The sequence below is a fragment of the Candidatus Rhabdochlamydia oedothoracis genome, from assembly GCF_019453995.1.
Lineage (GTDB): Bacteria > Chlamydiota > Chlamydiia > Chlamydiales > Rhabdochlamydiaceae > Rhabdochlamydia > Rhabdochlamydia oedothoracis.
This window is the reverse complement of record NZ_CP075587.1, coordinates 1,423,563-1,447,391: the sequence shown is the minus strand read 5'-3', so window position 1 is coordinate 1,447,391 and position 23,829 is coordinate 1,423,563. Positions and strand designations below refer to the sequence as shown.

The following is a 23,829-nucleotide window of genomic DNA, read 5'->3' as shown; positions in this document are numbered from 1 at the left end:
AAAAGGTGGCACCCAGATTCGAACTGGGGATAGGAGCTTTGCAGGCTCCTGCCTTACCACTTGGCCATGCCACCTTAAGGAATTTGCAAAAATTATGCTGTATTAAGCATAAAAGGGTCAAGGATAAGTTTTTTTAATGATTAAAATCTTTATTTAGTTACTCTTTCATACAAATGTATACTTGTAAAGAAATTGCAGCTTATTTAGGCATCCTCTCCTCTAATCTGGTTTCCATAAAGGGATTTCATCAAGATAGCAGGCTAATTGAGCCAAGCGATCTGTTTTTTGCTCTGTCTGGAGAGAGAGTGGATGGTCATGCTTTTTTAAGAGAAGTAGCAAAAAAAGGGGCAGTAGCAGCTGTTGTATCCAAGCGATACAAAGGGCCAAGCTATGGTTTATCTCTATTAGCTGTAGAAGATGTCATGAATGCATTACATCTTTTGGCACAGGTTGTATTTTCAAAGAGACAAACCCGTATTATTGCAGTTACTGGATCTGTGGGGAAAACAACTATTAAAGAGTTTATTGCAGCGCTTTTATCCGCGCAGTTTAGGGTTGCGAAAACTCCCGGTAATGCCAATTCTCGAATAGGGGTACCTTTGGCTTTATTAAATGCAGATAGAAAAGCAGATATTTTTGTTGTGGAAATGGGAATGAGTCAAAAAGGACAAATAGCTAAACTTGTATCTATTGCCCCTCCAGAAATTGCTGTAATCACCAATATAGGTTTAGCTCATAGCGCTTATTTTCCAGAAGGATTAGAAGCTATTGCTCAGGCAAAGGCTGAAGTTTTGTCATCCAGCAAAACGCGTCTTGCTATTTTAGGATCTAATGTAGGAAATTTTTCCGCTATTAAAAATAGCTTGTTGCCCAAAAAAAATTATGGTTTATCACAAGGATTAGATCTCTATTTACAAGTTTGTGAGGAAAAGTTTTGTTTGATAGAAAAATCTGGTAGATCTTCTTTTTTTTCTTTGCCTTTTCAAGCAGAGCATTTATGGGAAAATTTTTGTGGTGCTGCTCTAGTTGTTAGGGAATTTGGCGTTTGCTGGAAAAAGATTATTGAACAAACCAAGCAACTTAAAACCATTTCTCATCGATTTACTATTGTAGAAAAAAAAGGGATTATATTTGTTGATGACTCTTATAATGCTAGTGTGTCTTCCATGAGAGCAGCTTTTAAGTCCTTGCCAAAGTCTAAAGGAAAGACAATTGCTGTAATAGGGGATATGAAAGAGCTCGGAGAGTTTACAGAGACATGTCATTTGGAAGTGGCTAAATACGCATTAGAAGTCACCGATATATTGCTCTGTTTAGGAAAAGATTGTTCCTTAATGGTAGAATTATTTATTAAGAATAAACGCAAAGCTTATCTATATCATGATTTTCAAGATCTGTACAAAGCTGTATATGCTCTTGCAAGCCATGGTGATGTTGTTTTAATTAAAGGCGCGAATTCTCATCAATTATGGCGCATTTTGGATTAGGATTGCGATGTTTTCATCTTCTAGCTTAAGATAACATTTACTTAAAGAACAACTTAAGAGTGCATCCGTGATTCTTTTCATTTATCAATATTTAAGTAGTTTAGGAATTCCATTACATTCGGTTTTTACTTATTCATCTACTCGGACGATACTAGCAGCATTGAGCTCTTTGCTATGTGCGATTTGGATAGGCCCTTACTGTATCAGAAGGCTCTATGCCTTAAAAACAGGACAGTCAATTCGTGTGGAAGATTGCCCTCTATTAGCAGAACTTCATCAAAAAAAAAAAGAAACCCCGACTATGGGAGGTATTTTCCTTTTATTTTCGGCACTGATTTCCCTTATTTTGTGGATGGATTGGAGAAGCAGCTTTACCATCATGTTATGCTTACTTACTTTGGGTCTAGCAGTTATAGGTGGAATTGACGATTATTTAAAAATGAAATTAAAAAATTCTAAAGGAATGAAGGCGCGCACCAAATTTCTCATGCAGCTGTTTATTACATTAGGAATTTGTAGCTATCTATATATCCCTCAGTTTACACAAGAAGACTTCTTGCATCCACCTATTGCTAAAGAATGGGTTAAAAGAAGCAAGACAGAAGGAGAGTGGAAAGTATTAAATACACAGCAATACATGGGCTATTATTTTGTTCCTTTTATCAAAAAGCCTCTATTTAAGTTAACTGGTTTAAGCTTAGTGCTTGGAATTTTTTTAAGTGTATTTGTAATCACCGGTTCTTCCAATGCGGTAAATTTAACAGACGGATTAGATGGTTTAGCTTCAGGTTGCTTGATTATGGTAGCGGTTGTATTAGGAATCGTTGCCTTTTTATCAAATAATAAAGAAATGGCTCGTTACCTAAATATCTTATACATCAAACAAAGTGGAGAAATAGCTATCTATTTATTTGCTGTTATTGGCGCAACTCTTGGGTTTTTGTGGTATAATGGGTTCCCGGCACAGGTCTTTATGGGCGATATCGGCTCATTATCTCTAGGGGGGATCATTGGCTTTTGTGCTGTTTTATTACGAAGAGAGCTTCTTTTAGCCTTAGTGGGGGGAGTATTTGTTGCAGAAACCCTTTCTGTGATCTTACAAGTAGGAAGTTACAAATTGCGTAATCGCAAACGTATTTTTCTATGTACACCTCTTCACCATCATTTTGAATATAAGGGCTGGCCTGAGACAAAAGTGGTTATTCGCTTTTGGATTATGGGTTTGATTTTAGCGTTATTGGGGTTAGTTTCCTTAAAATTTCAGTAAGAGTTAGAGCTGTTGCTATTTTAGTTTGTATTTGCTTGCATAGTCAAACCAAAATGCTTTGCAATTTTTGATAAAAAATGATCGGGGTTTTTCTCTACATAAGCGATTAATCTCTGATCATCAATTTTCCTATAAGTGCTTTTCTTTTTTAGAGGTTCTACGTTTCCTCTTTGTTTCTTACTCTTTACCCATCGGTAGACAGTTGCAATCCCAACTTGAAATAGCTGGCTAGCCTTCATTAGACTTCTTGCGTAATTAGGTTTTTGCTATACTTCCTTCCTAAATGGAGGAATATGAAAAATTACTTAGAACTTCAATCACTCTCACCCGAGCAATTTAGAAGACTAACAGGAGTGAAACGAAAAACTTTTGAAGAAAAGGTCTTAATTTTATTGGAAGAGCAAAACAAAAGATAGAGAAAAGCTAGGAGAAAAGGCTTACTTAAACCTAGAAGACAAGCTTTTAAAGACTTTAGAATATTTGAGAGAATATCGAACGTATTTTCACACAGGTTGCAGGTACGGTCTGAGAGCCTGTTTAAAATCTTTTCAAAAGTAGAGCAATAAAAGCAAGAACCACCATATTCAGGCTTGTATGTAGTTTTCTTTCTCAATTTTTCCATAGCCTGCGACATTTTTCTATCCACGCAAAAGAACGCTTTACAATCCATCTTCTAGAAATGACTGTAAAAGTATGAAGTGCATTTCTTTTTGCTATTTCTAATATATATTCTAATATTTCCTGTACACTCTTTCCAAATCTTTCTCCAGAATATCCTCACTTTTGAAAAGATTTTAAACAGGCTCTTAGAATTTTTATCATCTTTTTTATTCCAAAGATGGAAATAATAATAACATAATTCCCATTTAGGATACTCTATGGGTAACATACGCCACTGGCAACCACTTTTTAAAATGTACAAAATTCCACAAAAAATATCATATAGATCAACTCTTCGTGGACGTGTTTTTTTGCGTGTAGACTCAATTATTAGATGGATTTTGCTAAATTGTTTACGAGAAATATCGCTTGGATAAGAGCGGGTCATAACTACCTCCAAAGGTTTTATGAAAACTATCATTATACCTTAATGAGAAGATTTTAAACAGGCTCTTAGAAGAGATACCGAAACTAACAGATGTTTTGAAATGTAGGATTAACGACAAGTTTCAATTCGTTGACTTGAACTCTATATAAGTTAGCCATTTGAATCGGCACTAGTATAGTCGAAAGATTTTGACGATTTATGTATGCACAAAATTCAAGATAATGTATTTCAAAGAATAACTTCAACGTTATTAGGATATTTATTTTCGCGAAATTTTGCAATAAATAAGTCTTCGTATTCTTGTTTTTTAAAAAGTTGAACAATTTAATATTAGGAAATAAAAATGAGCTTTATCAATTCAAGAACCTATCTTGAATTGAATATAAATTTTCGCTATGATACCAGATCTTTTTATTTTTTAACTAAAGACAGATGACATGAGCAAGCAAGGATTAAATGAAGAACAGTTTAAAATACTCGAACCTCAAATGGAAAAATGGGTAAATCGTAACCATTATGGAAGAAAATTAGCGCCATGGAGACCTGTAGTGAATACTATTTTCTGGGTGCTTCGGACAGGAGCTCCTTGGAAAGATGCACCTAGAAACAAGGAGTTTTCTCATCCCTCAACAGCACACGCATGGCTTGGAAGAATGCAATCTGCTGGATTTTTAGATCAATTTTTAGAAGAGCTGCTTAAGCTTGCCGAACAGCTGGGGTGTATTGATGCCCAGAGACTCTCTGTAGATGGTTTTTTTTTCCAGCGGACGCGGAGGAGGAGAGCAAGTTGATTATGGCTACAAAGGTAAAGGCGTGACATCGCATTTACTGGTAGAAAAATCAGGAAAGCCTCTTGCAATCACTTTTACATCAGCATCCGGGGATGAGAAAAAAACAAGTGATCCCTCTGCTTAGGAAAGTCATTTCCTTCATTAAAAAAGCATGGAATCAGGGAAAAGTACCCATACTTGAAGCAGATAAAGGTTATGACTCAGAGCAAACACGTATCGATGTTCTTTCCCATGAGGTTTTTCCTCTGATAGCTCGGAAAAGAAACACTAAGGGATATAAGATAAAAGGCATTTGCTACCTTGAAAAGCAACGTTGGGTCGTTGAGAGAACGATTTCTTGGTTAAAGACATGCTTCCGTCGTCTTACAGTGCGCTGGGAAAGAAAGGCAATATATTGGAACGGACTATTAATGTTTGGACTACTGGGATATTGGATGAATTTCTTAAGTCGGCAAGTATCTTTAAAACAGTAAATTTAATTCAAGATAGGTTCATAGTGCCATTTTCAAATGAACTTCCAATGAATTTAAAGAATGCTACCAATATGTTTTCTTCACATCGAAAAATAGATAGAGTGGCTAAGGTGAAAATTGGAAATGGGTTTACAGATTCAAAGTATGGAAATATTCCACGGTCAAAGCGTATTCATGCAAGACATAAAAGACCTAGAGTAATAGAACCTGTTTACGAGGTATCGGTAGAATACATGACAAGCCTGGTTATCGATTATAGGACTTGCCGTACAGAAAAACAGGTATGTAATAGCTCTTTAAAAGAAAAAGAGAGCACGATTGCTCAATTAGAAGAGCAGTGTAGTAGATCAACTCGATATAAAAAAAGTTCAGAAAAACCAACTACAATATTTGAACTAACTCACTCAACAACTGCTCCAGAAATAACAGTTAACCACACAAAACTACCACCTACCGTGTTAAACCTGATTGCTGATCTTAATACTTGCCGTACAGAAAATCAGGTATGTAATAGCTCTTTAAAAGAAAAAGAGAGCATGATTGCTCAATTAGAAGAGCAGTGTAGTAGGTCAACTCGATATAAAAAAAGTTCAGAAAAACCAACTACAATATTTGAACTAACTCACTCAACAACTGCTCCAGAAACAACAGTTAAACAAACAAAACCAACAGCTGCTACTTCAACAGCAATACCTGAACCAACCACAACAACAGAACCTAAAATAACTAAATCAACAAATATTCAACGAGGGATTGCATTAATAGGATTAGCTCTATTTGCAACTGGAAGTTTATTAGCTGGTATTTTCATGTTTAAGAAAAAAAGAAGATGCCAGCATAGTTTACATCTTGCTAATAACTTAAAAACTTCGCAGAGACAAGGCCATACTCAAGTACAGGGCCAACGCATGAAGATTTTGCTTGATAGTTGAGAGATAAAAATCGATGCAGCCGGTTGTCACAAAGTAGTATTAGAACAGATTTGTTCCCAGGGAGGAGATTATGTTATTGCCCTTAAAGGCAATCAAGACCACTTACATGCAGAAGCTCATAACTTTTTTGAACAAGCACAGGACGTTATACCGGAAGAAGCTAGCTGTGATTATTGGCGGTCTGAAAAATGTACTCGAGGACGTAGTGAGATAAGAGAAGTATGGGCACTGAGAAATTAGATTGGTTATCTCAGCGTCAGATTTGTGTCCTAGACAGAACTTGAGTTGACAGGCAGCGCTTCATTGACAGTAGATCGCTTGCATAACCAATAATTTTAAAGGAATTTAGTCCATGAGATATGATTGTTTGAGCGATATATCTGGAAATGCTTTTGTTAAGATAGGAATCTATAAATGAAAGCTTTAAAATAGGGGGTTATGCAAGAAGTTCAGTGTCAAATTGGTGTAATGTATCTAGCATTTTCATTTTGTAATGAGCAAGGATACAAAAAAGATTATTTGTACCTTTTTTTCCAAAGGTAGAAGACATGATTTTAGGATATTTAAGGAAGTCTTTTCAAGTTTGAAGTGCACAGAAGAATTAAAAAAAGAATAGGCAGGCGATGAAAGAATCTCTATTGTGATTTTTAACAATCAAACACAAGGAGAGACCTTGCCTAAAGGCTACCATCACCTAACCTATGACCAAAGATGTCAGATTTATATTTTAAAAGCTAGAGGAGATACATCTAGCTCAATAGCAAACATTCTAAAAGTTCATCATAGCACTATTAGTAGGGAACTTAAGAGAAATAAAGGGCAACGAGGATACCGTCATCAGCAAGCTCAAGAAAAAGCATTTCTTAGAAAAAATTCTCAGCCCAATAAAAAAATGACTCCTCAAATAGTTACCCGTATTGAAGAAAAAATCAAGTTGCAATGGAGCCCTATACAAATATCCGGATGGCTTAAAAGACATGGTAAAGAACATGTTAGTCATGAGACCATCTATAATCATATCTGGAAAGATAAACGACAGGGAGGACAGCTTTATAGAGAGCTCCGTCATCGAGGGAAAAAATATAACAAGCAGAGAAAGGGAGCTTCTGGAAGAGGGAACATGCCTGGTCGTATAGATATTAAGCAACGGCCTTGTATTGTAGAAAAAAAGACTCGTTTAGGAGACTGGGAACTAGATACAGTCATAGGGGCAGGACATAAAGGCGTAATTGTATCAATGGTAGAAAGAACTTCCAAGCTAACTAAGCTCGCCAAAGTTTCTCATAAAACTGCAGAGGAAGTAAGTCAAGCGTTAATTGAACAACTTAAACCTATCAAAGATTTTGTACACACATTAACAGCAGACAACGGAAAAGAATTTGCCTATCACCAAATGGTTAGTTTCGAGCTAGAGACAGACTTCTACTTTGCAACGCCCTACCATTCTTGGGAAAGAGGCTTAAATGAGCATACAAACGGACTAGTTAGGCAATATTTTCCTAAAACACAAAGCTTTTTAGATACGACTTCTAAGGATATAGAAAGGGTGGAAACTTTACTAAATAACAGACCTAGAAAGGCTCTCAACTTCGAAACTCCACTAGAAGTGTTTACGAGATTATCTACAAACATGCTATGCTCGGGTGCACAATAGATGTTTTTTCAAGTATTTATATGTTCTTTTTTGTGCACTTCAAGGTTGAAAGGGCCAATCTGGAGCTATGTTAATGGGTTTTGAAAGAGGTCTAATAAAAAAACCATGCATCCTAATGAAAATTTATAGTCAATTCAAGATAGGTTCATCTATAGTTTTTAAATCACAAATCTTGTAGTTTTAGTTGAAAATAAGCATAAGCTTTAACCGTTTGGTATTTAGAGGGTTTTATGAAAAGGGCTCTTATCCTGGGACTGGGAAAAAGCGGAAGGGCTGCTGCGGAATTACTTTTATTCCATAAAAAAAACGTATGTGCTTTTGATGATTACTTGGATCTTAAAGAAGCTCTTCGTTTAGAAGAGCTTGGCTTAAAGTGTATTCCCGATTTTGGAGCTATTTGTTGGGAGGAAATAGATCAATGCGTTATTTCACCGGGAGTTAATCCTAAACATGTAATCTATACAACTGCTAAAGATAGGGGTATTTCTATTGTCACAGAGGTAGGATTAGCCCTGCCTTTTATTTCAGCGCCTTTAATAGCGGTGACAGGAACCAATGGTAAAACTACTGTAACTCTAATGGTAGAACATATTCTAAAGGCAAGTGGAATTTATGCAAAAGCAATGGGGAATGTGGGCATGCCTCTTTGTTCTTATGTGCTTGCTCCTCGAAAAGCAGAGGTTCTTGTGGTTGAATTGAGCTCTTTTCAACTGGAAACTTTAGACTCTCCTGTATTTGATCAAGCGGTTGTTCTTAATATTACACCAGATCATTTAGATCGTTATTCTAATATGCAAGCTTATGCTAGAGCAAAGCTACGTCTACAAAATTGTATAAAAGAGAGAGGTTCTTTATTTGTACATGAGAAAGTGGTGGAGCGGTTTGGTTTTCTTTTGGAAAGAAACGAATATAAAACATTAGGTTTTTATCAAAAAGATCTTGAATATTTTTCATCGGTACTATATAGAGAATGTGCAGAGCATGAAAGGGAAAATGCATTAGCAGCTTGGGCTCTTTGTAAACCTTTTGGTATTTCCCACACACAATTTACGAAAGCTTTAACCACATTTTGTAGGCCTCCACACCGATTAGAATATATAGCTTCTATTGCTGGAGTTGATTACTATGATGATAGTAAAGGCACAAATATAGATGCGGTTATTTGTGCTGTACGCGCAATGAAAGGGGAAGTTATCCTGATTGCCGGAGGGGTTGATAAGGGAAGCTCATATGCAGTCTGGAAAAAACCTTTTTCAGGAAAAGTAAGACAAATTATAGCAATTGGCTTAGCAGCAAAAAAAATACAACAGGAACTGCATCCTTTTGTTCCCGTTATATGCGTTGACTCCATGCAAACAGCAGTAATTATGGCAAAAAAGCTTGCCAAGGAAAAAGAGAGCGTCTTACTTTCACCAGGATGTGCAAGTTTTGATATGTTTTGTGACTATGCTCATAGAGGAAAAGAATTTCAGTATCAAGTGCGCTTATTAAGAGATGGGGAGATTTAAGAGTTATGAGTCGTAAAGATACCATTATTATTGCTGTATTGGTTAATGCAGGTTTATTAATTATTTTATTTGCCAGCGCCCTAAAGCCACATATGCATAATACGTGCTATCAGCCAGAACCATTGAAGCCTATTGTAGATGGTTCTCCTAAAAAGGAAGTAGTTATTCAAAAAGGAGATGCTGTAGATCACGCTTTAGAACAATTTGCAAAGCAACGCTTAAATACTGTAGAACAACCTGTAGTCATCCAAAATCCTGTTATTGCAGGAGAACCTAGGCAAGTTGCTATTTTGGAAAATAAAACGGAAAAACTAGCTGGACAAGAGGTTACTATCAAAAAAGGGGATATGTTGGAAAAAATTGCTCGCCAACATCATACTACGGTTCATGAAATTATGCGACTAAATGGGTTGCAAACATCTCATTTGCGTATTGGCCAGATTCTGAAAATTCCTTCTAATCATACCGCAAGCCCTGTTTTGGAAGAGACAACCCAATACTATATTGTAAAAGAAGGAGATAATCCTTCGATTATTGCAAAGAAAAATAATATTAAGCTAGAAATTCTTTTGAATCTAAATGAGATGAGCGAGGAAAAAGCTCGAAAACTACGACCTGGGGATAAATTGCGTATTCGTTAATACACTAGTTTTCTTTCAAATTAAGAATTGCATAACTGAGTTTTTTTGAAAAAGCTGCTCTATCTTGCAAGAATAGGTTATTCTTTTTATAAAAATGTTTATATATTCAACTTCTTAATTTGAATGTAAACGAGTATAGCTTTTGTTTTCAAGGATCGATTTTTATGAATCGTTACGCCTTTATCATGCTCAGCTCTATTTCTGTGCTTTTTGTATTAGGCCTTGTTATGGTCTTTAATACAACCTCTGCACAAATTCTAGATCGTTTTTCAGACCGTAGCCTTTATTATGCATTAGTAAAACAACTTCTCTATGCAGCTATAAGCGCAATAGGCGTGATTGCTATTTGGTCGGTGGGATATCGATCTCTTTTGTCATTGAGTCCATTGCTACTTTTTTTAGGGGTTATAGGTTTAATTCTCGTTTTGGTATTTGGGCCTAAACTCAATGGAGCTCGTCGTTGGATTAGTCTGTTTGGAAATTCTTTACAGCCTTCAGAGTTTGTCAAGTATGTAATCCCTTTGTATTATATCTATGCGGTCACTAAACAAAAAAGCTCTTTGGATTGGCTGCAATTTTTACGCTTGCTAGGTGTTATTTGTATTCCTTTAGGCTTAATCTTAATTGAGCCCGATAATGGAACAGTGGCCATTATTCTCTCTGCTTTAATTGTTTTGTTCATCTTAAGCCAGATTAATTGGGTATACTGGGCACTGCCTTTAGCCATTATTTGCTGTATAGGTGCTGTGGTTGCTTCACAAATGCCTCATGTATCAGATCGATTAAAGATCTATTTACATCCAGAATACGATCTGAAAGGCAAGGGACATCAACCTTATCAAGCAAGAATTGCAGCGGGCTCTGGTAGGTTATTTGGCAGAGGAATCGGAGAGAGTTTACAAAAGCTAGAGTATCTTCCAGAGGCAAGATGTGATTATATTGCAGCCATTTTTGCAGAGGAGTGTGGTTTTATTGGGATGAGTATTCTGATTTTTCTGTATGCTATGGTAGCGTTTTGTGGTTTTGCTATTGCGTTGCAGGTAAAGGAAATCGGTGGGTTTTATCTTGTGGCAAGTTTTACCTTTCTGATTTGTTTTCAAGCTTTTTTAAACCTAGGCATAGTTTCAGGATTATTACCTAGCAAGGGCACGAATCTTCCTTTTTTTAGCCAAGGAGGGTCTTCTTTAATTGCAAATATGCTCGCACTAACCGTTATTATAAAAGTAGCAGAAGAATCTAAACAACAACTGAAAAATGATGATTAAAAAAAAAGTGATAATCGCTGCAGGAGGAACAGGTGGACACCTCTTGCCCGCACAAGAGATTGCTAAAAAGCTGCAAGAAAAAGAGATAGAAGTTCTCTTTGTTGGATCTGGGTTAAAAGAAAATCTATATTTTGACAGAAAGAGTTTTAAGTTTCATGAAATTTTGGCCAAAACACCTTTTCAGAAAGGATTAACCAGATGTTTAGGGGCGCTATATGCTTTACTCAAAGCAGTTGCTCAAAGTTATTTTTTTCTTAAAGGCTTTAAACCAGATCTTATCATCGGTTTTGGCAGTTTTCATGCCTTCCCTATTTTATGTGCAGCAAAATTGCAAAAAAGACCGTTCATGCTATTCGAATCGAATACAGTAGCAGGAAAAGTAACCAGGTTTTTTTCCTCTTTTGCTACTCATACCGCAATTCATCTACCTCTCGCAAAGAAAATCAAGGGGAATCTGATAGAAGTGGCTTGGCCTTTAAGAGTAAAAGAGTCTACTCTATCGCAAGTAAAGGCAAGAGAGCAACTTCAATTAGCTCCTCATCGCTTTACTCTTTTGATTTTTGGAGGTTCTCAAGGAGCATCTGCTATTAATCATTCTGTATTAAGTATTTGCAAGCACTTACTTGCTAAAGAGATACCTTTTCAGATCATCCATTTAGCTGGTAGATCAATATCTGTTGAAGTAGAGCAGTTCTGTAAAAGGCATAATATTCCCGCATCCATTAAAACCTTTGAGAAAAATATGAGCCAAGTCTTCTATGCGGCAGATTTAGCTCTTTGTAGATCAGGCGCTGCTACAATAGCTGAAATCATTCACTACCAAGTGCCTGCAATACTTGTTCCTTATCCTTATGCAACAGAGCAGCACCAAAGAGAAAATGCTTTGTTTCTGGAGCGTCTATCCGCAGCTTATGTAGTTAAAGAGGGAATCGACATGCAAAGAGTAATCTTAGAGTTTTTAGATACATTTTATAAAAATCCAGAATTAGGAGAGCAAATGCGTGTTTCTCTGCAAAATCTCAAGAGTGAAAAAAGAGAAATGAGCGATCTCATTATAGAGACTCTACATGTATAACAAACACTATTATTTCATTGGTATTGGTGGGATTGGAATGAGTGGTTTGGCGTTAATTGCTCTAGAAAAAGGCGCAATGGTTAGTGGAAGCGATACCGTGCACTCTTGCATTACAAGTGGGTTGCAAAAAAAAGGAGCTAAGATCTTTATTGGGCATAAAAAAGAGCAAATTCCTTTAGATGCTGCTGTTGTTTACAGCAGCGCTATTTCTTCTGATAACTCAGAGCTTATGTTTGCAAAATCGCATAAGCTTAGTATTTTGCATAGATCTGATCTACTCGCCTTAATTATGCAGCCTCAAGAAGCTTTATTAGTAACAGGAACTCATGGAAAGACCACAAGTTCTTCTCTTTTAGCTCATATCTTGCTTGAAAAAGAGATGCAGCCAAGTTTTGCAATAGGGGGATTTATCCGTGGTTTAAATGCTAATGCAGGCTATGGAAAAGGGCGTTATTTTATTGCAGAAGCAGATGAGAGCGATGGGTCTTTTTTAAAATATACCCCTTTCGGGGCAATTATCACAAATATCGATCGTGATCATCTTGATTACTGGCAAACAATGAATGGATTGGTTAGGGGATTCCAGAAGTTTATTGACTCAATTATCTCATGGGAGCATTTTTTTTGGCATGGGGATAACCCGTGGTTATCGGAGATTGTAACTAAAGGGTATAGTTATGGGTTTGATAAAAAAAATGCACTATTTATAGAAAGCCATCGTCAAGATAAATGGAGGAATATATTTACTATTTGTTTTGAAAATAAACGTTATAAAGAGATAGAAATACCCATAATAGGTAGGCATAATATACTCAATGCATCTGCAGTATTTGGTCTTTGCCTTAAATTAGGGATGATGGAAGAAAAAATCCGCAGTGCTTTTATGAGCTTTAAGGGGATAAATCGACGTCTAGAGTGTAAAGGAGAAGCAAAAGGGGTCATTTTTTATGATGATTATGCTCATCACCCTACGGAAGTCCTTACAACTTTAAGAGCTATAAAAAATGCAGTAGGATCAGCAAGGATTGTTTTGGCTTTTCAACCTCATCGTTATTCGCGTACCCTGGCTTGTTTAAATGAGTTTGGGGCTGCTTTTGAAGCTGCGGATATAGTGGTTATTACAGACATTTACACAGCTGGAGAGGCTCCTATTAAAGAGATCGATGAAGGGCTTTTATTACGCGAAATTAACAAGGAAATTAAGCGTCCTGCTTATTACTTCTCCCGTAGCAAATTATCTTGTCAGCTTGTAAAAATCCTACAAACAGGGGACTGTCTAATAACTATGGGGGCTGGAGACATCAGTAGCCTATCTTATGATATTATGGAAAATCTTTAGATGATATCTCGATTAAAACTCTCTATACGTTTACCTCTTTCTTATGCAATTGGTTGGATTATTGTTTCTACGCTTCTATGTACAGGAGGGTCTTTTGCTTATCTAAAGCAGTATTTAAAAAAAAAACACCAAAAAGCCTTTAGCTATGACAATCAAATCCACTCCATTATCCAAACAGGTCCCCAAAAAGAAGCTTTGAAAACAGAATATTTAGCGGAACTTTTGCAAATTTCTCGCGATGTTCCAACTAGTATAATTTTTTTTAATGAAGAGCTAGCTAAACAGCGGTTGCTTTCTTCTCCTTTAATCGCTCAGGCAGATGTAAAAGTATTAAAGCCTGCCACTCTTTACATAGATTATACGATTCGTCAACCAGTTGCATGGGTTGAGGACTACGAAAATGTGGTAATGGATAAAGCGGGTTACCCTTTTCCTTTCTATCCTTTTCTTTCTCCTAAAAACCTGCCGTATATCTACTTTGGGTTGTCTTCTTTTGGCAGGCGATCTACGGACCCTGATAAACCCGTTGTGAGATGGAAAGAAGCCATGACCGGTACTTATGTAAATCTGGTTTTTTCTTTGCTTCAACTGATTCATGAAGTGGGATTATCCAATGTGGTACGGATCGATCTCTCTCATGCATTTGCTTCTAGTTGTGGTAAAAGAGAGATTGTTCTAAAAGTGGATAATATCATCTTACAATGGCAAAATGGACTAGAACAACAAATGATTTTTCCTCACCTTCTTCGTTTAGGTACAAAAAATTATAAAGAACAACTTGTGAATTATTTGAATTTAAAGGAGGAATTGATTGAGCAAGAAAAAAAGAGGGTAGTATTACAGATAAACCAGCCCTTTTTACGTCTAAGAGAAAAAGTGATCGATCTGCGTTTATCAAAATTAGCTTTTGTACAAAGTGCGTCTTAAACCTCAGAACGATTACAGCTAGCGCTGTTTTGGTTCGCCTTCTGATCCAAGACGCGAGAAGGTTTAATTTGAGCTTATACTCTTTAATGAGTTCTGTTGGCAAGAGTTCAATTTTTTTTATCCTTTTGAAGGATATTTCTCTTTTATTTTTTAGTGATATCTTATTGAAGCTCAATTAGTATGTTAGCTAAGAATGTGTTTAACCAGATTTTTTCAAATAGTACCATTAGGGATGATTAAAATTATGAAAGAATTTATTGCTTATATTATTAAAAACATAGTTGACTCTCCTGAAGAGGTAAATGTTCAAGTGATTGATAATCAGAAAGAAACCACTGTTGAAGTGAGAGTTTCTGCTCATGATGTGGCTAAAGTAGTAGGTAGACAAGGACGCACGATTCGTTCTTTAAGGATTATTGCTGGCGCTATTGGTGCGCGTTTTAACTGTCGCGTGCGAGTAGAGGTTCTTTGATTTGATCTTAGAATTTAAGCGATTCTTTTGCATGCTTTCAAAAAAAAGAGGTGTGCTAACTTAAGAAAGTCGCAATATGAGTTACAAAGAGAGTAGATGTGGGCACTGTAGGTATTTGTGAAGATAAAGAACTCCAGCTTTTATTAACGCAGTTTCCCTTAGAGCAAACCCATAAATTGATTCCAAGGTCTCAAAAGAAAAAGGTAATTATTATTGCAGGGCCTACTGGAGTGGGTAAAACCGCATTATCTTTATTAATTGCTAAGGCAATTGGCGGTGAAATCATTTCAGCAGATTCTATGCAAGTTTATCGAGGGATGGATATTGGTACTGCTAAAGCCAGTTTAGAAGATAGAAGCGAAGTTATTCACCATTTGATTGATAGCCGATGTTTAGATGAAACATTTAATGTGGTAGAATTTTGTAAGGAAGCAAATTCAGCAATTAAAGAGATTCTGGATCGAGGAGCTGTTCCCATTATAGTCGGCGGAACCGGTTTTTACATCCATTCCTTAATCTATGGCCCTCCTAGTGGTCCTTCATCTAAACCGGACTTAAGGGCAAAACTAGAAATAGAGATGGATACCCTCGGTACAGAAGTGCTTTACGAACGTTTAAAAACATTGGATCCAGATTATGCAATGACTGTTACATCGAAAGATAGACAAAAAATTGTGCGTGCTTTAGAGATTATTTCTGTGACTAAAAATAAGGTATCAGCCCTGCTACCGGTTATTTCAGAATTATCAGAGACATATGATTTTCGCTGTTGGTTTTTATACATGCCAAAAGAGATCCTGTATCCTAGAATTGAAAAAAGATGCGATGAAATGCTGCAAAAGGGATTTGTTGAAGAGGTAAAGCAGCTAGAATTGCAAGGATTAAGCAAGAATCAAACCGCTTCCCAAGCAATTGGTTATCGTCAATGCTTAAGCTATTTACAATCATCTAAAACACAAGAAGATTTGCAGCAATTTATTACACTTTTTAAGCAATCTTCAAGAAGATATGCTAAAAGACAATTCACCTGGTTTCGTAAGGAGCCCTTATTTCGCTGGCTGAACCTTAACAAAGTTTCAGTAGAAATAGCGGCTGAAATAATCATTAGAGATTATGAACAAAGCTTTTAAATTTTTTACTTTTTTTATATACAAAAAAAAATACTAAATAAGCTATTTTGTTATTTTTTGCAAAATAAATTTGTTAATGACAGGTTCATCCTTCACCAAAAAACTAAGATGATTTAGTATTTTTCTGTTTATAACTTTAAAACCAATTTTTTCTGAAACAGAACACAACCATCAGTACAATGAATTCAGATCACGATATGAAAGGCGAATCCGGAAAGAACTTCAGCAATGAAAGTATTGCTGAACTTACTGCGAAGCAGAAACAAAGCGAAAAAGATAATTCTCAAGGAGACGTGTCTGATGCTTACCCAAACGATATGAATGAAAAAAATAGTACCCATTCATTAATAGAGTTTCTCGAGCAATTTCACGGTGAAATACATATTGAAAAAAAGATCCGATTAAGTCTGGAATTTATGCGTCAAACCTTATCTCAAGGAAGTTCTCCTCGCTTTAAGGATTTTTGGGAAGTTAGAAAAATTTGTCTTTCTTTATTCAAGGAAGATATGCCTATCTCAATTCGTGCTGATTTATGGAATTCTTATATTGAGCTTGCTTCAGAAGCAAAGCAATTAAAGGAAATTGTAGATCAGCAGTCAGCGTTTGCGGTTGAACAAATTGAATTAGCCATTCAAGCACTAGAAAAAGATGTAGCAGACATGAATGTAGTGCTTGAGCTGATTGCAGATGTTGTAATCTCTGAAGAATGTTTTTCTCTCCAAAAAAATAGAGAGCTTTATGCGACTATTCAACGCGAATTGCAATTATTAAATGCATTAGCTGTAAAAATTAACTCTTTGCGTAAAGAGCTTCTTAAAACAGAGATGCGCATTCGCATAAAAAATAAACTGCTAGAAAGGTTATCTTTATGTGGAAATCAAGTTTTTCCTAGGCGTAAAGAACTAATCAAGCAAATTTCTGAGCAATTTAGTCAAGATGTAGAGTGTTTTGTATATTCTCAATTCCGTGAAAAAGAGCTGACACAGATCCCGGGATATGTTTTAAGAAAAGAAATTAAATATTTACAGCAAATTGCTAAAGTTTTGACACTAAATACCCATGTTTTTACTGAAACGCGTGTTAAGTTAAGTACTTGTTGGGATGAGATCAAAAATTATGAAAAAGAAAGAAAAAAAGAAACCCAAGAGAAAAAACTGCTCTTTAAACAAGGGTTTGATCAAGTAGCAGAAAAAATCCAGGCATTTGTAGCTTCTGTTAATGAAGAAACATCGCTTCAAGAATGTGATCGACAAATCACGGAAATCCTGGCCTTCATAAAAACTGTTTTATTGGGACGAGAAGAAGTGCAAATGCTTAAAGAGCAATTATATAATGTAAAAAAGCCTATTTTAGAAAAAGCCCGTGAAGCAGAAAAAATACACACGCAAAAACTGCAAGAAAAAGAAAAAGAAAAAAAAGATCGTTTAGAAAAACTTAGCTGTGACTTGAAGAATTTGATACAACAAGCCAGTGAGTTAAGTCTTGAGCAAATAACTTTGCAGAATAAGGCTTTGGAAGAAACTTTTCAACAGAATCGGTGGAAACAATCTGAAAAGCAAATGTTAGAGAGGCTTTTTAAGCAGGTTAAAGATCTAATTAATGATAATAAAGAAAAAACCCTGATGTTGTTATCAGAAGATGATCAAAAAGCTCTTGCGCAATTACAGATTATTCTTTTTGAAAAGAAAAATAGGTGTAAGGAATTAAAAGACCAACTAGAGCAGTATCGTAAACTATTAGGAGGTTCTGGCCTTGACTTTGAAAAAACAATCATGTACAGAGAGCTAGTGGAAACCGATAAAAGTGTTTTGAAAAAAATTAACACTTCCATTCTTGATATAGAGAAAAAAATAAAAAAGATAGCGGAGATGGAGATTTGACAGAAGTCAATGCTTAATCTAAATAAGAACTGGATGCATTTAAGCGTATTTGATTTAGATTACACTTTAACAACCTGTAATTGCAGCTTGGCTTTTTGTCGCTATTTAATTAGACAAAACATGTTAAGCTATAATCATTTATTTTATGCTGTCTATTCTTATTTTCGTTACTATATACTGGAAAAAAATTTGCTTGAGTTACATCGAGCAGTTTTTTTTCAGACGTTATCCGGACGTCAGTTATCCCTATTAGAGCAAGCAGCTGATTTATTTGTTGAAGAATATTTTAATCAGCTGCTTTATTTACCATCTGTTGCTCATTTAAAGCTGGCTCAACACTTAGGGCATTATACTCTTCTTTTATCAAACTCTCCTGATTTTTTAGTTAAAAAGTTTGCTTTAAAGTTAGGGTTTCATGCTTGGAAAGCAACTGATTATGCAATTGATGCTGAAGGAAAACTATCCGCTGTTGGCTTTGTTCTAGCAGGCAAGCAGAAAGCTTTTTATATGTTAGAATTAGCTCAAAAGCTCTGTGTTGATCATAAAAATATCACAGCTTACTCGGATAGCCATTTAGATTTACCCTTTTTAGAAGCTGCAGGAACAGCAATTGGTGTCAATCCCGATCGGGTGCTTAAGAAGGTTGCTGATAAAAATGGATGGGCTATTCTTTGAGAAAGCAAAAAATTGGTTTATTTGGTGGCAGTTTTGATCCTTTTCATTTTGGCCATTTAAATCTGGTGATTAATTTGTTAGAATACGCTCATCTAGACCAGGTTTTCATTTGTCCTGCCAAAAGTACTGCTTTTAAAACCCCTGATGCTTCTATAGAACATCGCATTCACATGCTGCAGTTGGTGATTGAGAAGGTTCCCTCATTTGCTTTACTAGACTGGGAAATTCAAATGCAGGAACCTTATACGATAGATACGGTCGAGAGGTTAAAAAAAAGAGGGGAAATAGATCTTTTTCTTTTGTTGGGAGAAGATCTTTTACCCAACTTACATCTTTGGCATCGGATAGAAGAGCTTTTACATCTTGTGACTCCCTTAGTCGCTTCGCGGTTTGTCGCATCTCAACTAATCGATCTTAAGTTGTCTTCTCAAGCAAAGATCAAACTGGGAAAGGGATTTATAAAAATTCCTTTAATGGAAATTAGTGGTAGAATGACACGCCAGCGTTTACAACAAAGAAAATTTTGTAAACATCTTGTACCTGCAAAGATACTAGACTATATTCAATTAAATCACCTATACTCTTCAAAGCTATGAACACTCAAGAAATTCCTCCCTATCTTAATCAAATTGCTCAGATTATTTTTGATAAAAAGGGCAGCAATATTTTAGCGCTTGATATAAGAGGCATTAGCTCGCTTGCTGATTTTGTCATTATTGCAGAAGGCAATGTAGATAAACATGTAAGTGCTATTGCAAGCACTATTGTTGATGAACTGAAGAAAGCAGGTCTAAAGCCCTCTTATATAGAAGGCTTGCAGAACGGCGATTGGGCTATTATCGACTACTTAGATACCATGGTTCATATTTTTGAGCCTGGATTAAGGGAGAGATACCGTTTGGAGGATTTATGGAACAAGGGCTCTATTATAGATTTAAAAATAAATATTGAATCAGATAAGCAAGCTTAAAGTTCTCAAAAAAAATTTTTACTATCTTTTTAATAAATCTCTATTAATATAAGCTACCTCTTGTTTCTCAAGTTGCAGAAATTAACCTGTTTTGTATATCCTAACTGCTTATTTTATAGGGAGCTTTTTATGGCGAAAAAACGGGTTGTTGTGACAGGAATGGGTCTTGCGTCTTGTTTTGGCACAGATGTAAGGACATTTTATCAACAGCTTCTAGCAGGAAAGAGCGGGGTTATCCCTATTGAAGAATTTCCTTGTCAAGACTACCCCACTAGATTTTCTGCTAGCATTCGCAATTTTGAAGTGGGTGATTATTTAGATAAAAAACAAGCAAGACGGGTTGATCCTTTTATTCGCTATGCAATTGTAGCGGGAAAGAAGGCTCTCCAACAAGCACAGCTCTTAACACCTGAACTGTTATCAAAGCTGAATAAACAACGCTGCGGTGTGGTTGTAGGCTCTGGTATGGGTGGAATGCATATGTTTTATAATGGCACCCAAACCCTTATAAAAGAAGGTTTTAAACGTCTTACACCTTTTTTTGTTCCTTTCATTATTACCAATATGGCTGGTGCTTTACTGGGAATTGAATTGGGTTTTATGGGACCTAATTACTCCATTTCTACGGCTTGTGCCACAGCTAACTATTCTATTCATGCAGCAGCAGAGCATATTTTTCGTGGAGAGGCGGATCTTATGTTATGTGGGGGAACAGAGGCTCCCATTAATCCGATTGGAGTAGGTGGATTTGTGGCTTGTCATGCTTTATCAAAATACAATGAAGATCCTCAAAAAGCTTCTAGGCCTTGGGATAAGAAAAGAGATGGATTTGTTGTTGGAGAAGGAGCGGGGATTTTAGTTTTAGAGAGCTTAGAACATGCTTTGGCAAGAAATGCACCTATTTTATGTGAGTATCTAGGGGGAGCTATTAATTGTGATGCCTTTCATATGACATCTCCTCGGGAAGATGGATGGGGAGTTCAGTTGTGTATGAAACAGGCAATTAAAAATTCCGGTATATCAAAAGAGCGGATTAACTATATCAATGCACACGCAACGTCTACGCAAGTAGGAGATTTATGTGAGATACGGGGGATTAAACAAACTTTTGGATCACATGCTGCAAATATTAAAATAAATGCTACTAAATCAATGATTGGGCATTGTCTTGGTGCAGCAGGGGGAATTGAAGCGGTAGCTCTGATTGAGCAGATGCGTCAAGGAATGTTACATCCTACCATTAATTTGGAAGAGCCAGAAGAAGAAGTCCAAGATTTAGATATTGTTGTAAAAGCCACGCCCCATAAAGTGACTGCAGCGCTTAGTAATTCTTTCGGCTTTGGTGGGCATAATTCCAGTTTAATCTTTGCTCCTTATTATTAAACGATGATCACCTCTTATGGAATTATCCCTTTTCGCAAATTAAAAGGAAAATGGCAAGTATTGTTGATTCAACATCTAAATGGACAGCATTGGGGCTTCCCAAAAGGCAGAGCTGAAAAAACAGAAACAGCGCAAAAGACCGCTATTCGTGAATTAAAAGAAGAGACTGGTTTACGTGTTCGGCAACTTCTTTCTCTAAAGCCTTTTACAGAAAGCTATTCTCTTCAAGAGAAGAGCAAGATCGTTGGTTATTTTCCAGCTCTTGTAACAGGAGTCTTGGAATGTCAGCCAAATGAGATTGTGCAAGCAAGGTGGTTTGATTTAGATGAAGCGATGAAGCAAATCTCCTTTCCAGAATCGCAAAATGTTTTTAAGCAAGCAAGGAAGTATCTTGATGGATATATTACGTAAGTTGGTTTCATGGATAAAAAAGCCTACTCAAGAGAGTATCCAGGTGTTTGTGCGTTATTGTCACTATTCAAAAATAAGCGCACATAAAGAGAGATATCGCTCTTTTGACAGGGAGCTTTGCTTAGCTAATTTACTAGACACAATCGATGATCCTAAGATTGAAGTGACTTTTTTGCTCGATGCTTCTCACCCTTGCGAAACGCCGCACTTTATTCATAAGCAAAAAAGATTTCCTGTGATTGAAATGCAAGGGGGAACCGAAACAGCTTCCTTCTTATGGATGCTCGATTATGTAGCTTCGCAAAAGTTTTCCGATCGGACGATTATCTATTTTTTAGAAGATGATTATATCCACCGGCCTCATTGGTGTAGAATATTGCGAGAATCTTTTACTCTACCAGGGGTTGACTATGTCACTCTATATGATCATAAAGATAAATATTTCCTGCCTGAATACCAGAATTTATCTGCAAAAATTTTCCATACCAATTCCTGCCATTGGCGTACCACACCTTCTACTACCAATACCTATGCAATGAGGTATAAAACCTTAATCAGAGACATAGAGGTTCATAAGAGTTTCTCTTTGAATCGGAGCATTAGTGATGATCATGGTAAATTTCTTAAGCTAAATGAACAAGGGGCTGTTTTAATTTCAGCTATGCCTGGATGGGCAACTCATGCTGAACCTAAATACGCTTCCCCTTGCACTGATTGGGAGCTGGTTTTATCACATACTAAAAAGCCAAATTAGGAGGCTTCTATGAATACAATAAGCATACCGCTTGAAACAAAAAATTATGCACAAGAAGCACTTATTATATTGGGAATGAGTTTTTTAATTGCATTAGCTGCGCCTATTTCTATTCCCCTTCCTTTTACTCCCGTCCCCATCGTATTGCAGAATACTCTGATCCTAGCGCTTTCTGTGCTATTCGGGGCAAAAAGAACAATGTTGGCTGTAATAGGATTTTTATTGCAGGGAGCTTTAGGATTTCCTGTATTTGCAACTTGTGTAGGAGGATTCTCTCGTTTATTAGGCTCTAATGCTGGGTATCTCTTAGGATATATAATAGCTGCAGGAGTAGTGGGTTTTTTAAGTCGCTTTGCGTCTAAAAACAACCTCTTTTGGATCTTATCGATAGGAGATGGAATTATTTATCTATTTGGGGCTATTTGGCTTGCAGCTTTTATAGGATGGACACAAGCTATAACCTTAGGAGTTCTTCCTTTTCTATGTGGAGATGTTATTAAGCGCTTACTAGCTATTAAATGTATTCATTTTTTGCGTAAATAAGCGGCTGGTTTTTTCAGAGGCTTTATTAGCTTTAAGTTGGGAAAAATGCACTTTCCCTGCTGTAAAAGTACGGGGGATTTTTCTGGTAACTTTCCTAACTTTATCTCTTGTTTGCATAAGAGAAGAGCTTATTCCTCTATTGTAATCATTTGGTTTAGAAGGGTTTCTATGTCCTATTTTCATATAAACTCCGGATTTTAAGTGTGTAATCTTTAATTAACTTAATTTAGGAGTTTTTTTAAATGATTTTTTTTAATGAGAGATATAGTTATTTAAAATATTATTGATAAAGTTGTATATTTTTCTCCAACAAAATATATGGAGGTAGAGAAATGCCTAAACCTTATTCAATGGATCTAAGAAAACGAGTGCTTCAATACCTAGAAGAAAATAACGACAAAATGAAGGCCAGCCAGCTATTTCAAGTTGGGATTGCAACTGTCTACCGATGGGTAAAGCGTAAGAAACAAAGAGGAAACGTAGAACCTCTAAAAAAGAAAAGCACTTATAAGAAAATTGATGATCAGAGATTAATCGCTTATGTAGAAAAAAACCCCGATCATTTTTTATCAGAGATTGCAAAGCATTTTGGTTTGACTTTGCAAGCGATCTTTTACGCTTTGAAAAGACTCAAGATTACAAGAAAAAAAAGATTGCGTTTTATAAGGAAAGGAACGCGGAAGCAAGAGCGGAATATCTAAAAAAGATAGAGGCAATTTCTCCTGAAAAAAGGGTCTATTTGGATCAGAGCGGAATCAGTCAATATGTGCATAGGCAATATGCGAGGAGCGCGAGGGGAAAACAAATATTTGGAGGAATTTCAGGAAAACGATTTGGTAGACAGAGTGTAATTTCGGCACTACAAGGGAAGAAATTGCTGGCACCGATGTGTTTTGAAGGAACTTGCCATACGGATCTATTTAATGTATGGCTAAAACAGGAATTGATTCCAAATTTGACTCATGGCCAAGTTTTGATTCTCGATAACGCGAGCTTTCATCAATCAAAGACAACTAGAACATTGATAGAGGAAAGTGGATACGAAATGCTCTTTCTCCCGCCTTATTCACCGGACTTAAATCCTATCGAAAAATATTGGGCCAATATGAAAACGAAAATCCGAGAACTTTTACCTACTGTAGCTAATTTATCCGAAGCCTTAGATCAAGCTATTTTATCAATGTCGATTTAAATAACTATAGAA

At 36.3% G+C, this 23,829-nt stretch carries 27 protein-coding genes, 1 tRNA gene and 3 pseudogenes; 26 read left to right on the top strand and 5 right to left on the bottom strand.

The window, feature by feature from the left end; genetic code table 11:
* Positions 1–3: 3 nt before the first annotated feature.
* Positions 4–74: transfer RNA gene (locus RHABOEDO_RS08010), tRNA-Cys, on the bottom strand.
* A 99-nt stretch (positions 75–173) separates the two neighbouring features.
* Between RHABOEDO_RS08010 and RHABOEDO_RS08005 the strand changes: the two genes are divergently transcribed.
* Together RHABOEDO_RS08005 and mraY are read left to right on the top strand one after the other, a co-directional pair.
* The gene (locus tag RHABOEDO_RS08005; protein WP_215217446.1) at positions 174–1,487 is read left to right on the top strand and encodes a UDP-N-acetylmuramoyl-tripeptide--D-alanyl-D-alanine ligase; all 1,314 of its coding nucleotides are present in this window, start codon (positions 174–176) and stop codon (positions 1,485–1,487) included.
* Between the two features lie 67 nt (positions 1,488–1,554).
* Positions 1,555–2,754 carry a phospho-N-acetylmuramoyl-pentapeptide-transferase gene (gene mraY / locus RHABOEDO_RS08000; RefSeq protein WP_215217447.1) on the top strand — a complete coding sequence of 400 codons (1,200 nt, stop codon included), beginning with the start codon at positions 1,555–1,557 and terminating at the stop codon, positions 2,752–2,754.
* Between the two features lie 20 nt (positions 2,755–2,774).
* On the opposite strand, the gene RHABOEDO_RS07995 is transcribed toward mraY, so the two are convergent.
* Complete coding sequence (locus RHABOEDO_RS07995) at positions 2,775–2,993, bottom strand: IS630 transposase-related protein (protein WP_215217448.1); 219 nt, start codon at positions 2,991–2,993, stop codon at positions 2,775–2,777.
* Between the two features lie 214 nt (positions 2,994–3,207).
* Between RHABOEDO_RS07995 and RHABOEDO_RS11825 the strand changes: the two are divergent.
* Positions 3,208–3,312: pseudogene (locus RHABOEDO_RS11825) on the top strand (transposase family protein); the annotation flags it as partial.
* Here the strand turns inward: RHABOEDO_RS11825 and RHABOEDO_RS11820 are convergent.
* Positions 3,292–3,507, bottom strand: a pseudogene (locus RHABOEDO_RS11820) (IS5/IS1182 family transposase); the annotation flags it as partial. The pseudogenes RHABOEDO_RS11825 and RHABOEDO_RS11820 sit on opposite strands and share 21 nt — an antisense overlap.
* Before the next feature lie 105 nt (positions 3,508–3,612).
* Positions 3,613–3,802: pseudogene (locus tag RHABOEDO_RS11815) on the bottom strand (transposase); the annotation flags it as partial.
* Between the two features lie 437 nt (positions 3,803–4,239).
* Between RHABOEDO_RS11815 and RHABOEDO_RS07980 the strand changes: the two are divergent.
* The 21 genes from RHABOEDO_RS07980 (at position 4,240) to RHABOEDO_RS07880 (ending at position 22,625) form a co-directional block, all read left to right on the top strand.
* Complete coding sequence (locus RHABOEDO_RS07980) at positions 4,240–4,593, top strand: transposase (protein WP_215217041.1); 354 nt, start codon at positions 4,240–4,242, stop codon at positions 4,591–4,593.
* The gene (locus RHABOEDO_RS07975) at positions 4,550–4,717 is read left to right on the top strand and encodes a hypothetical protein (protein WP_220017527.1); all 168 of its coding nucleotides are present in this window, start codon (positions 4,550–4,552) and stop codon (positions 4,715–4,717) included. Before RHABOEDO_RS07980 ends, RHABOEDO_RS07975 begins: the two co-directional genes overlap by 44 nt.
* Positions 4,656–5,066 carry a transposase gene (locus RHABOEDO_RS07970; protein ID WP_220017526.1) on the top strand — a complete coding sequence of 137 codons (411 nt, stop codon included), beginning with the start codon at positions 4,656–4,658 and terminating at the stop codon, positions 5,064–5,066. Before RHABOEDO_RS07975 ends, RHABOEDO_RS07970 begins: the two co-directional genes overlap by 62 nt.
* Positions 5,067–5,089: 23 nt before the next feature.
* Positions 5,090–5,998 carry a hypothetical protein gene (locus tag RHABOEDO_RS07965; protein ID WP_220017525.1) on the top strand — a complete coding sequence of 303 codons (909 nt, stop codon included), beginning with the start codon at positions 5,090–5,092 and terminating at the stop codon, positions 5,996–5,998.
* 640 nt (positions 5,999–6,638) lie between these two features.
* Positions 6,639–7,652 carry an IS30 family transposase gene (locus RHABOEDO_RS07960; protein ID WP_215216525.1) on the top strand — a complete coding sequence of 338 codons (1,014 nt, stop codon included), beginning with the start codon at positions 6,639–6,641 and terminating at the stop codon, positions 7,650–7,652.
* Between the two features lie 230 nt (positions 7,653–7,882).
* The gene (murD, locus tag RHABOEDO_RS07955; protein WP_215216850.1) at positions 7,883–9,160 is read left to right on the top strand and encodes a UDP-N-acetylmuramoyl-L-alanine--D-glutamate ligase; all 1,278 of its coding nucleotides are present in this window, start codon (positions 7,883–7,885) and stop codon (positions 9,158–9,160) included.
* Between the two features lie 5 nt (positions 9,161–9,165).
* Positions 9,166–9,801 (top strand): LysM peptidoglycan-binding domain-containing protein, encoded by a 636-nt coding sequence (locus RHABOEDO_RS07950; RefSeq protein ID WP_215216851.1) that lies wholly within the window; start codon positions 9,166–9,168, stop codon positions 9,799–9,801.
* A 164-nt stretch (positions 9,802–9,965) separates the two neighbouring features.
* Positions 9,966–11,066, top strand: coding sequence for an FtsW/RodA/SpoVE family cell cycle protein (locus RHABOEDO_RS07945; protein WP_215216867.1), 1,101 nt, complete (start codon positions 9,966–9,968; stop codon positions 11,064–11,066).
* Entirely contained in the window at positions 11,056–12,141 is a 1,086-nt protein-coding gene (murG, locus tag RHABOEDO_RS07940) for an undecaprenyldiphospho-muramoylpentapeptide beta-N-acetylglucosaminyltransferase (protein WP_215216852.1), read from the top strand. The genes RHABOEDO_RS07945 and murG overlap by 11 nt, the downstream gene beginning before the upstream one ends.
* A complete protein-coding gene (gene murC, locus RHABOEDO_RS07935) occupies positions 12,134–13,480 on the top strand; it encodes a UDP-N-acetylmuramate--L-alanine ligase (protein WP_215216853.1) in 1,347 nt (448 codons plus the stop codon). Before murG ends, murC begins: the two co-directional genes overlap by 8 nt.
* A complete protein-coding gene (locus tag RHABOEDO_RS07930; protein ID WP_215216854.1) occupies positions 13,481–14,407 on the top strand; it encodes a cell division protein FtsQ/DivIB in 927 nt (308 codons plus the stop codon).
* 232 nt (positions 14,408–14,639) lie between these two features.
* Positions 14,640–14,879 (top strand): KH domain-containing protein, encoded by a 240-nt coding sequence (locus RHABOEDO_RS07925; protein WP_245397501.1) that lies wholly within the window; start codon positions 14,640–14,642, stop codon positions 14,877–14,879.
* 98 nt (positions 14,880–14,977) lie between these two features.
* Positions 14,978–16,009, top strand: a complete 1,032-nt coding sequence (miaA, locus tag RHABOEDO_RS07920) for a tRNA (adenosine(37)-N6)-dimethylallyltransferase MiaA (RefSeq protein ID WP_215216856.1) — start codon at positions 14,978–14,980, stop codon at positions 16,007–16,009.
* A 197-nt stretch (positions 16,010–16,206) separates the two neighbouring features.
* Positions 16,207–17,889, top strand: a complete 1,683-nt coding sequence (locus tag RHABOEDO_RS07915) for a hypothetical protein (RefSeq protein ID WP_220017524.1) — start codon at positions 16,207–16,209, stop codon at positions 17,887–17,889.
* Between the two features lie 9 nt (positions 17,890–17,898).
* Positions 17,899–18,564 carry an HAD family hydrolase gene (locus tag RHABOEDO_RS07910; protein ID WP_215216858.1) on the top strand — a complete coding sequence of 222 codons (666 nt, stop codon included), beginning with the start codon at positions 17,899–17,901 and terminating at the stop codon, positions 18,562–18,564.
* Complete coding sequence (gene nadD / locus RHABOEDO_RS07905; protein ID WP_215216859.1) at positions 18,561–19,160, top strand: nicotinate (nicotinamide) nucleotide adenylyltransferase; 600 nt, start codon at positions 18,561–18,563, stop codon at positions 19,158–19,160. Before RHABOEDO_RS07910 ends, nadD begins: the two co-directional genes overlap by 4 nt.
* Positions 19,157–19,534: a ribosome silencing factor gene (rsfS, locus tag RHABOEDO_RS07900; RefSeq protein ID WP_215216860.1), complete on the top strand. Its 378-nt coding sequence runs from the start codon at positions 19,157–19,159 to the stop codon at positions 19,532–19,534. Before nadD ends, rsfS begins: the two co-directional genes overlap by 4 nt.
* A 129-nt stretch (positions 19,535–19,663) precedes the next feature.
* Positions 19,664–20,917, top strand: a complete 1,254-nt coding sequence (gene fabF, locus RHABOEDO_RS07895; RefSeq protein WP_215216861.1) for a beta-ketoacyl-ACP synthase II — start codon at positions 19,664–19,666, stop codon at positions 20,915–20,917.
* A 3-nt stretch (positions 20,918–20,920) separates the two neighbouring features.
* A complete protein-coding gene (locus tag RHABOEDO_RS07890) occupies positions 20,921–21,328 on the top strand; it encodes a bis(5'-nucleosyl)-tetraphosphatase (RefSeq protein ID WP_215216862.1) in 408 nt (135 codons plus the stop codon).
* Positions 21,312–22,082 (top strand): hypothetical protein, encoded by a 771-nt coding sequence (locus tag RHABOEDO_RS07885; protein WP_215216863.1) that lies wholly within the window; start codon positions 21,312–21,314, stop codon positions 22,080–22,082. Before RHABOEDO_RS07890 ends, RHABOEDO_RS07885 begins: the two co-directional genes overlap by 17 nt.
* Before the next feature lie 9 nt (positions 22,083–22,091).
* Positions 22,092–22,625 (top strand): biotin transporter BioY, encoded by a 534-nt coding sequence (locus RHABOEDO_RS07880; protein ID WP_215216864.1) that lies wholly within the window; start codon positions 22,092–22,094, stop codon positions 22,623–22,625.
* Here the strand turns inward: RHABOEDO_RS07880 and RHABOEDO_RS07875 are convergent.
* Positions 22,590–22,808: a hypothetical protein gene (locus tag RHABOEDO_RS07875; protein ID WP_215216865.1), complete on the bottom strand. Its 219-nt coding sequence runs from the start codon at positions 22,806–22,808 to the stop codon at positions 22,590–22,592. The two genes, RHABOEDO_RS07880 and RHABOEDO_RS07875, sit on opposite strands and share 36 nt — an antisense overlap.
* A gap of 149 nt (positions 22,809–22,957) precedes the next feature.
* Between RHABOEDO_RS07875 and RHABOEDO_RS07870 the strand changes: the two genes are divergently transcribed.
* Both RHABOEDO_RS07870 and RHABOEDO_RS07865 read left to right on the top strand, forming a co-directional pair.
* Positions 22,958–23,326 carry an IS630 transposase-related protein gene (locus RHABOEDO_RS07870; RefSeq protein ID WP_220017522.1) on the top strand — a complete coding sequence of 123 codons (369 nt, stop codon included), beginning with the start codon at positions 22,958–22,960 and terminating at the stop codon, positions 23,324–23,326.
* Complete coding sequence (locus RHABOEDO_RS07865) at positions 23,278–23,817, top strand: IS630 family transposase (protein ID WP_245397605.1); 540 nt, start codon at positions 23,278–23,280, stop codon at positions 23,815–23,817. The genes RHABOEDO_RS07870 and RHABOEDO_RS07865 overlap by 49 nt, the downstream gene beginning before the upstream one ends.
* The last annotated feature ends 12 nt before the right edge of the window (positions 23,818–23,829 follow it).

Bases quoted from the DNA above. Each gene is read 5' to 3' on its own strand.
- RHABOEDO_RS08005 (WP_215217446.1), top strand. From the start codon at position 174: ATGTATACTTGTAAAGAAATTGCAGCTTATTTAGGCATCCTCTCCTCT.
- RHABOEDO_RS07995 (WP_215217448.1), bottom strand. From the start codon at position 2,993: ATGAAGGCTAGCCAGCTATTTCAAGTTGGGATTGCAACTGTCTACCGA.
- RHABOEDO_RS07980 (WP_215217041.1), top strand. From the start codon at position 4,240: ATGAGCAAGCAAGGATTAAATGAAGAACAGTTTAAAATACTCGAACCT.
- RHABOEDO_RS07975 (WP_220017527.1), top strand. From the start codon at position 4,550: ATGGTTTTTTTTTCCAGCGGACGCGGAGGAGGAGAGCAAGTTGATTAT.
- murD (WP_215216850.1), top strand. From the start codon at position 7,883: ATGAAAAGGGCTCTTATCCTGGGACTGGGAAAAAGCGGAAGGGCTGCT.
- RHABOEDO_RS07950 (WP_215216851.1), top strand. From the start codon at position 9,166: ATGAGTCGTAAAGATACCATTATTATTGCTGTATTGGTTAATGCAGGT.
- RHABOEDO_RS07945 (WP_215216867.1), top strand. From the start codon at position 9,966: ATGAATCGTTACGCCTTTATCATGCTCAGCTCTATTTCTGTGCTTTTT.
- murG (WP_215216852.1), top strand. From the start codon at position 11,056: ATGATGATTAAAAAAAAAGTGATAATCGCTGCAGGAGGAACAGGTGGA.
- murC (WP_215216853.1), top strand. From the start codon at position 12,134: ATGTATAACAAACACTATTATTTCATTGGTATTGGTGGGATTGGAATG.
- RHABOEDO_RS07930 (WP_215216854.1), top strand. From the start codon at position 13,481: ATGATATCTCGATTAAAACTCTCTATACGTTTACCTCTTTCTTATGCA.
- RHABOEDO_RS07925 (WP_245397501.1), top strand. From the start codon at position 14,640: ATGATTAAAATTATGAAAGAATTTATTGCTTATATTATTAAAAACATA.
- RHABOEDO_RS07915 (WP_220017524.1), top strand. From the start codon at position 16,207: ATGAAAGGCGAATCCGGAAAGAACTTCAGCAATGAAAGTATTGCTGAA.
- RHABOEDO_RS07910 (WP_215216858.1), top strand. From the start codon at position 17,899: ATGCTTAATCTAAATAAGAACTGGATGCATTTAAGCGTATTTGATTTA.
- rsfS (WP_215216860.1), top strand. From the start codon at position 19,157: ATGAACACTCAAGAAATTCCTCCCTATCTTAATCAAATTGCTCAGATT.
- fabF (WP_215216861.1), top strand. From the start codon at position 19,664: ATGGCGAAAAAACGGGTTGTTGTGACAGGAATGGGTCTTGCGTCTTGT.
- RHABOEDO_RS07890 (WP_215216862.1), top strand. From the start codon at position 20,921: ATGATCACCTCTTATGGAATTATCCCTTTTCGCAAATTAAAAGGAAAA.
- RHABOEDO_RS07885 (WP_215216863.1), top strand. From the start codon at position 21,312: ATGGATATATTACGTAAGTTGGTTTCATGGATAAAAAAGCCTACTCAA.
- RHABOEDO_RS07880 (WP_215216864.1), top strand. From the start codon at position 22,092: ATGAATACAATAAGCATACCGCTTGAAACAAAAAATTATGCACAAGAA.
- RHABOEDO_RS07875 (WP_215216865.1), bottom strand. From the start codon at position 22,808: ATGAAAATAGGACATAGAAACCCTTCTAAACCAAATGATTACAATAGA.
- RHABOEDO_RS07870 (WP_220017522.1), top strand. From the start codon at position 22,958: ATGCCTAAACCTTATTCAATGGATCTAAGAAAACGAGTGCTTCAATAC.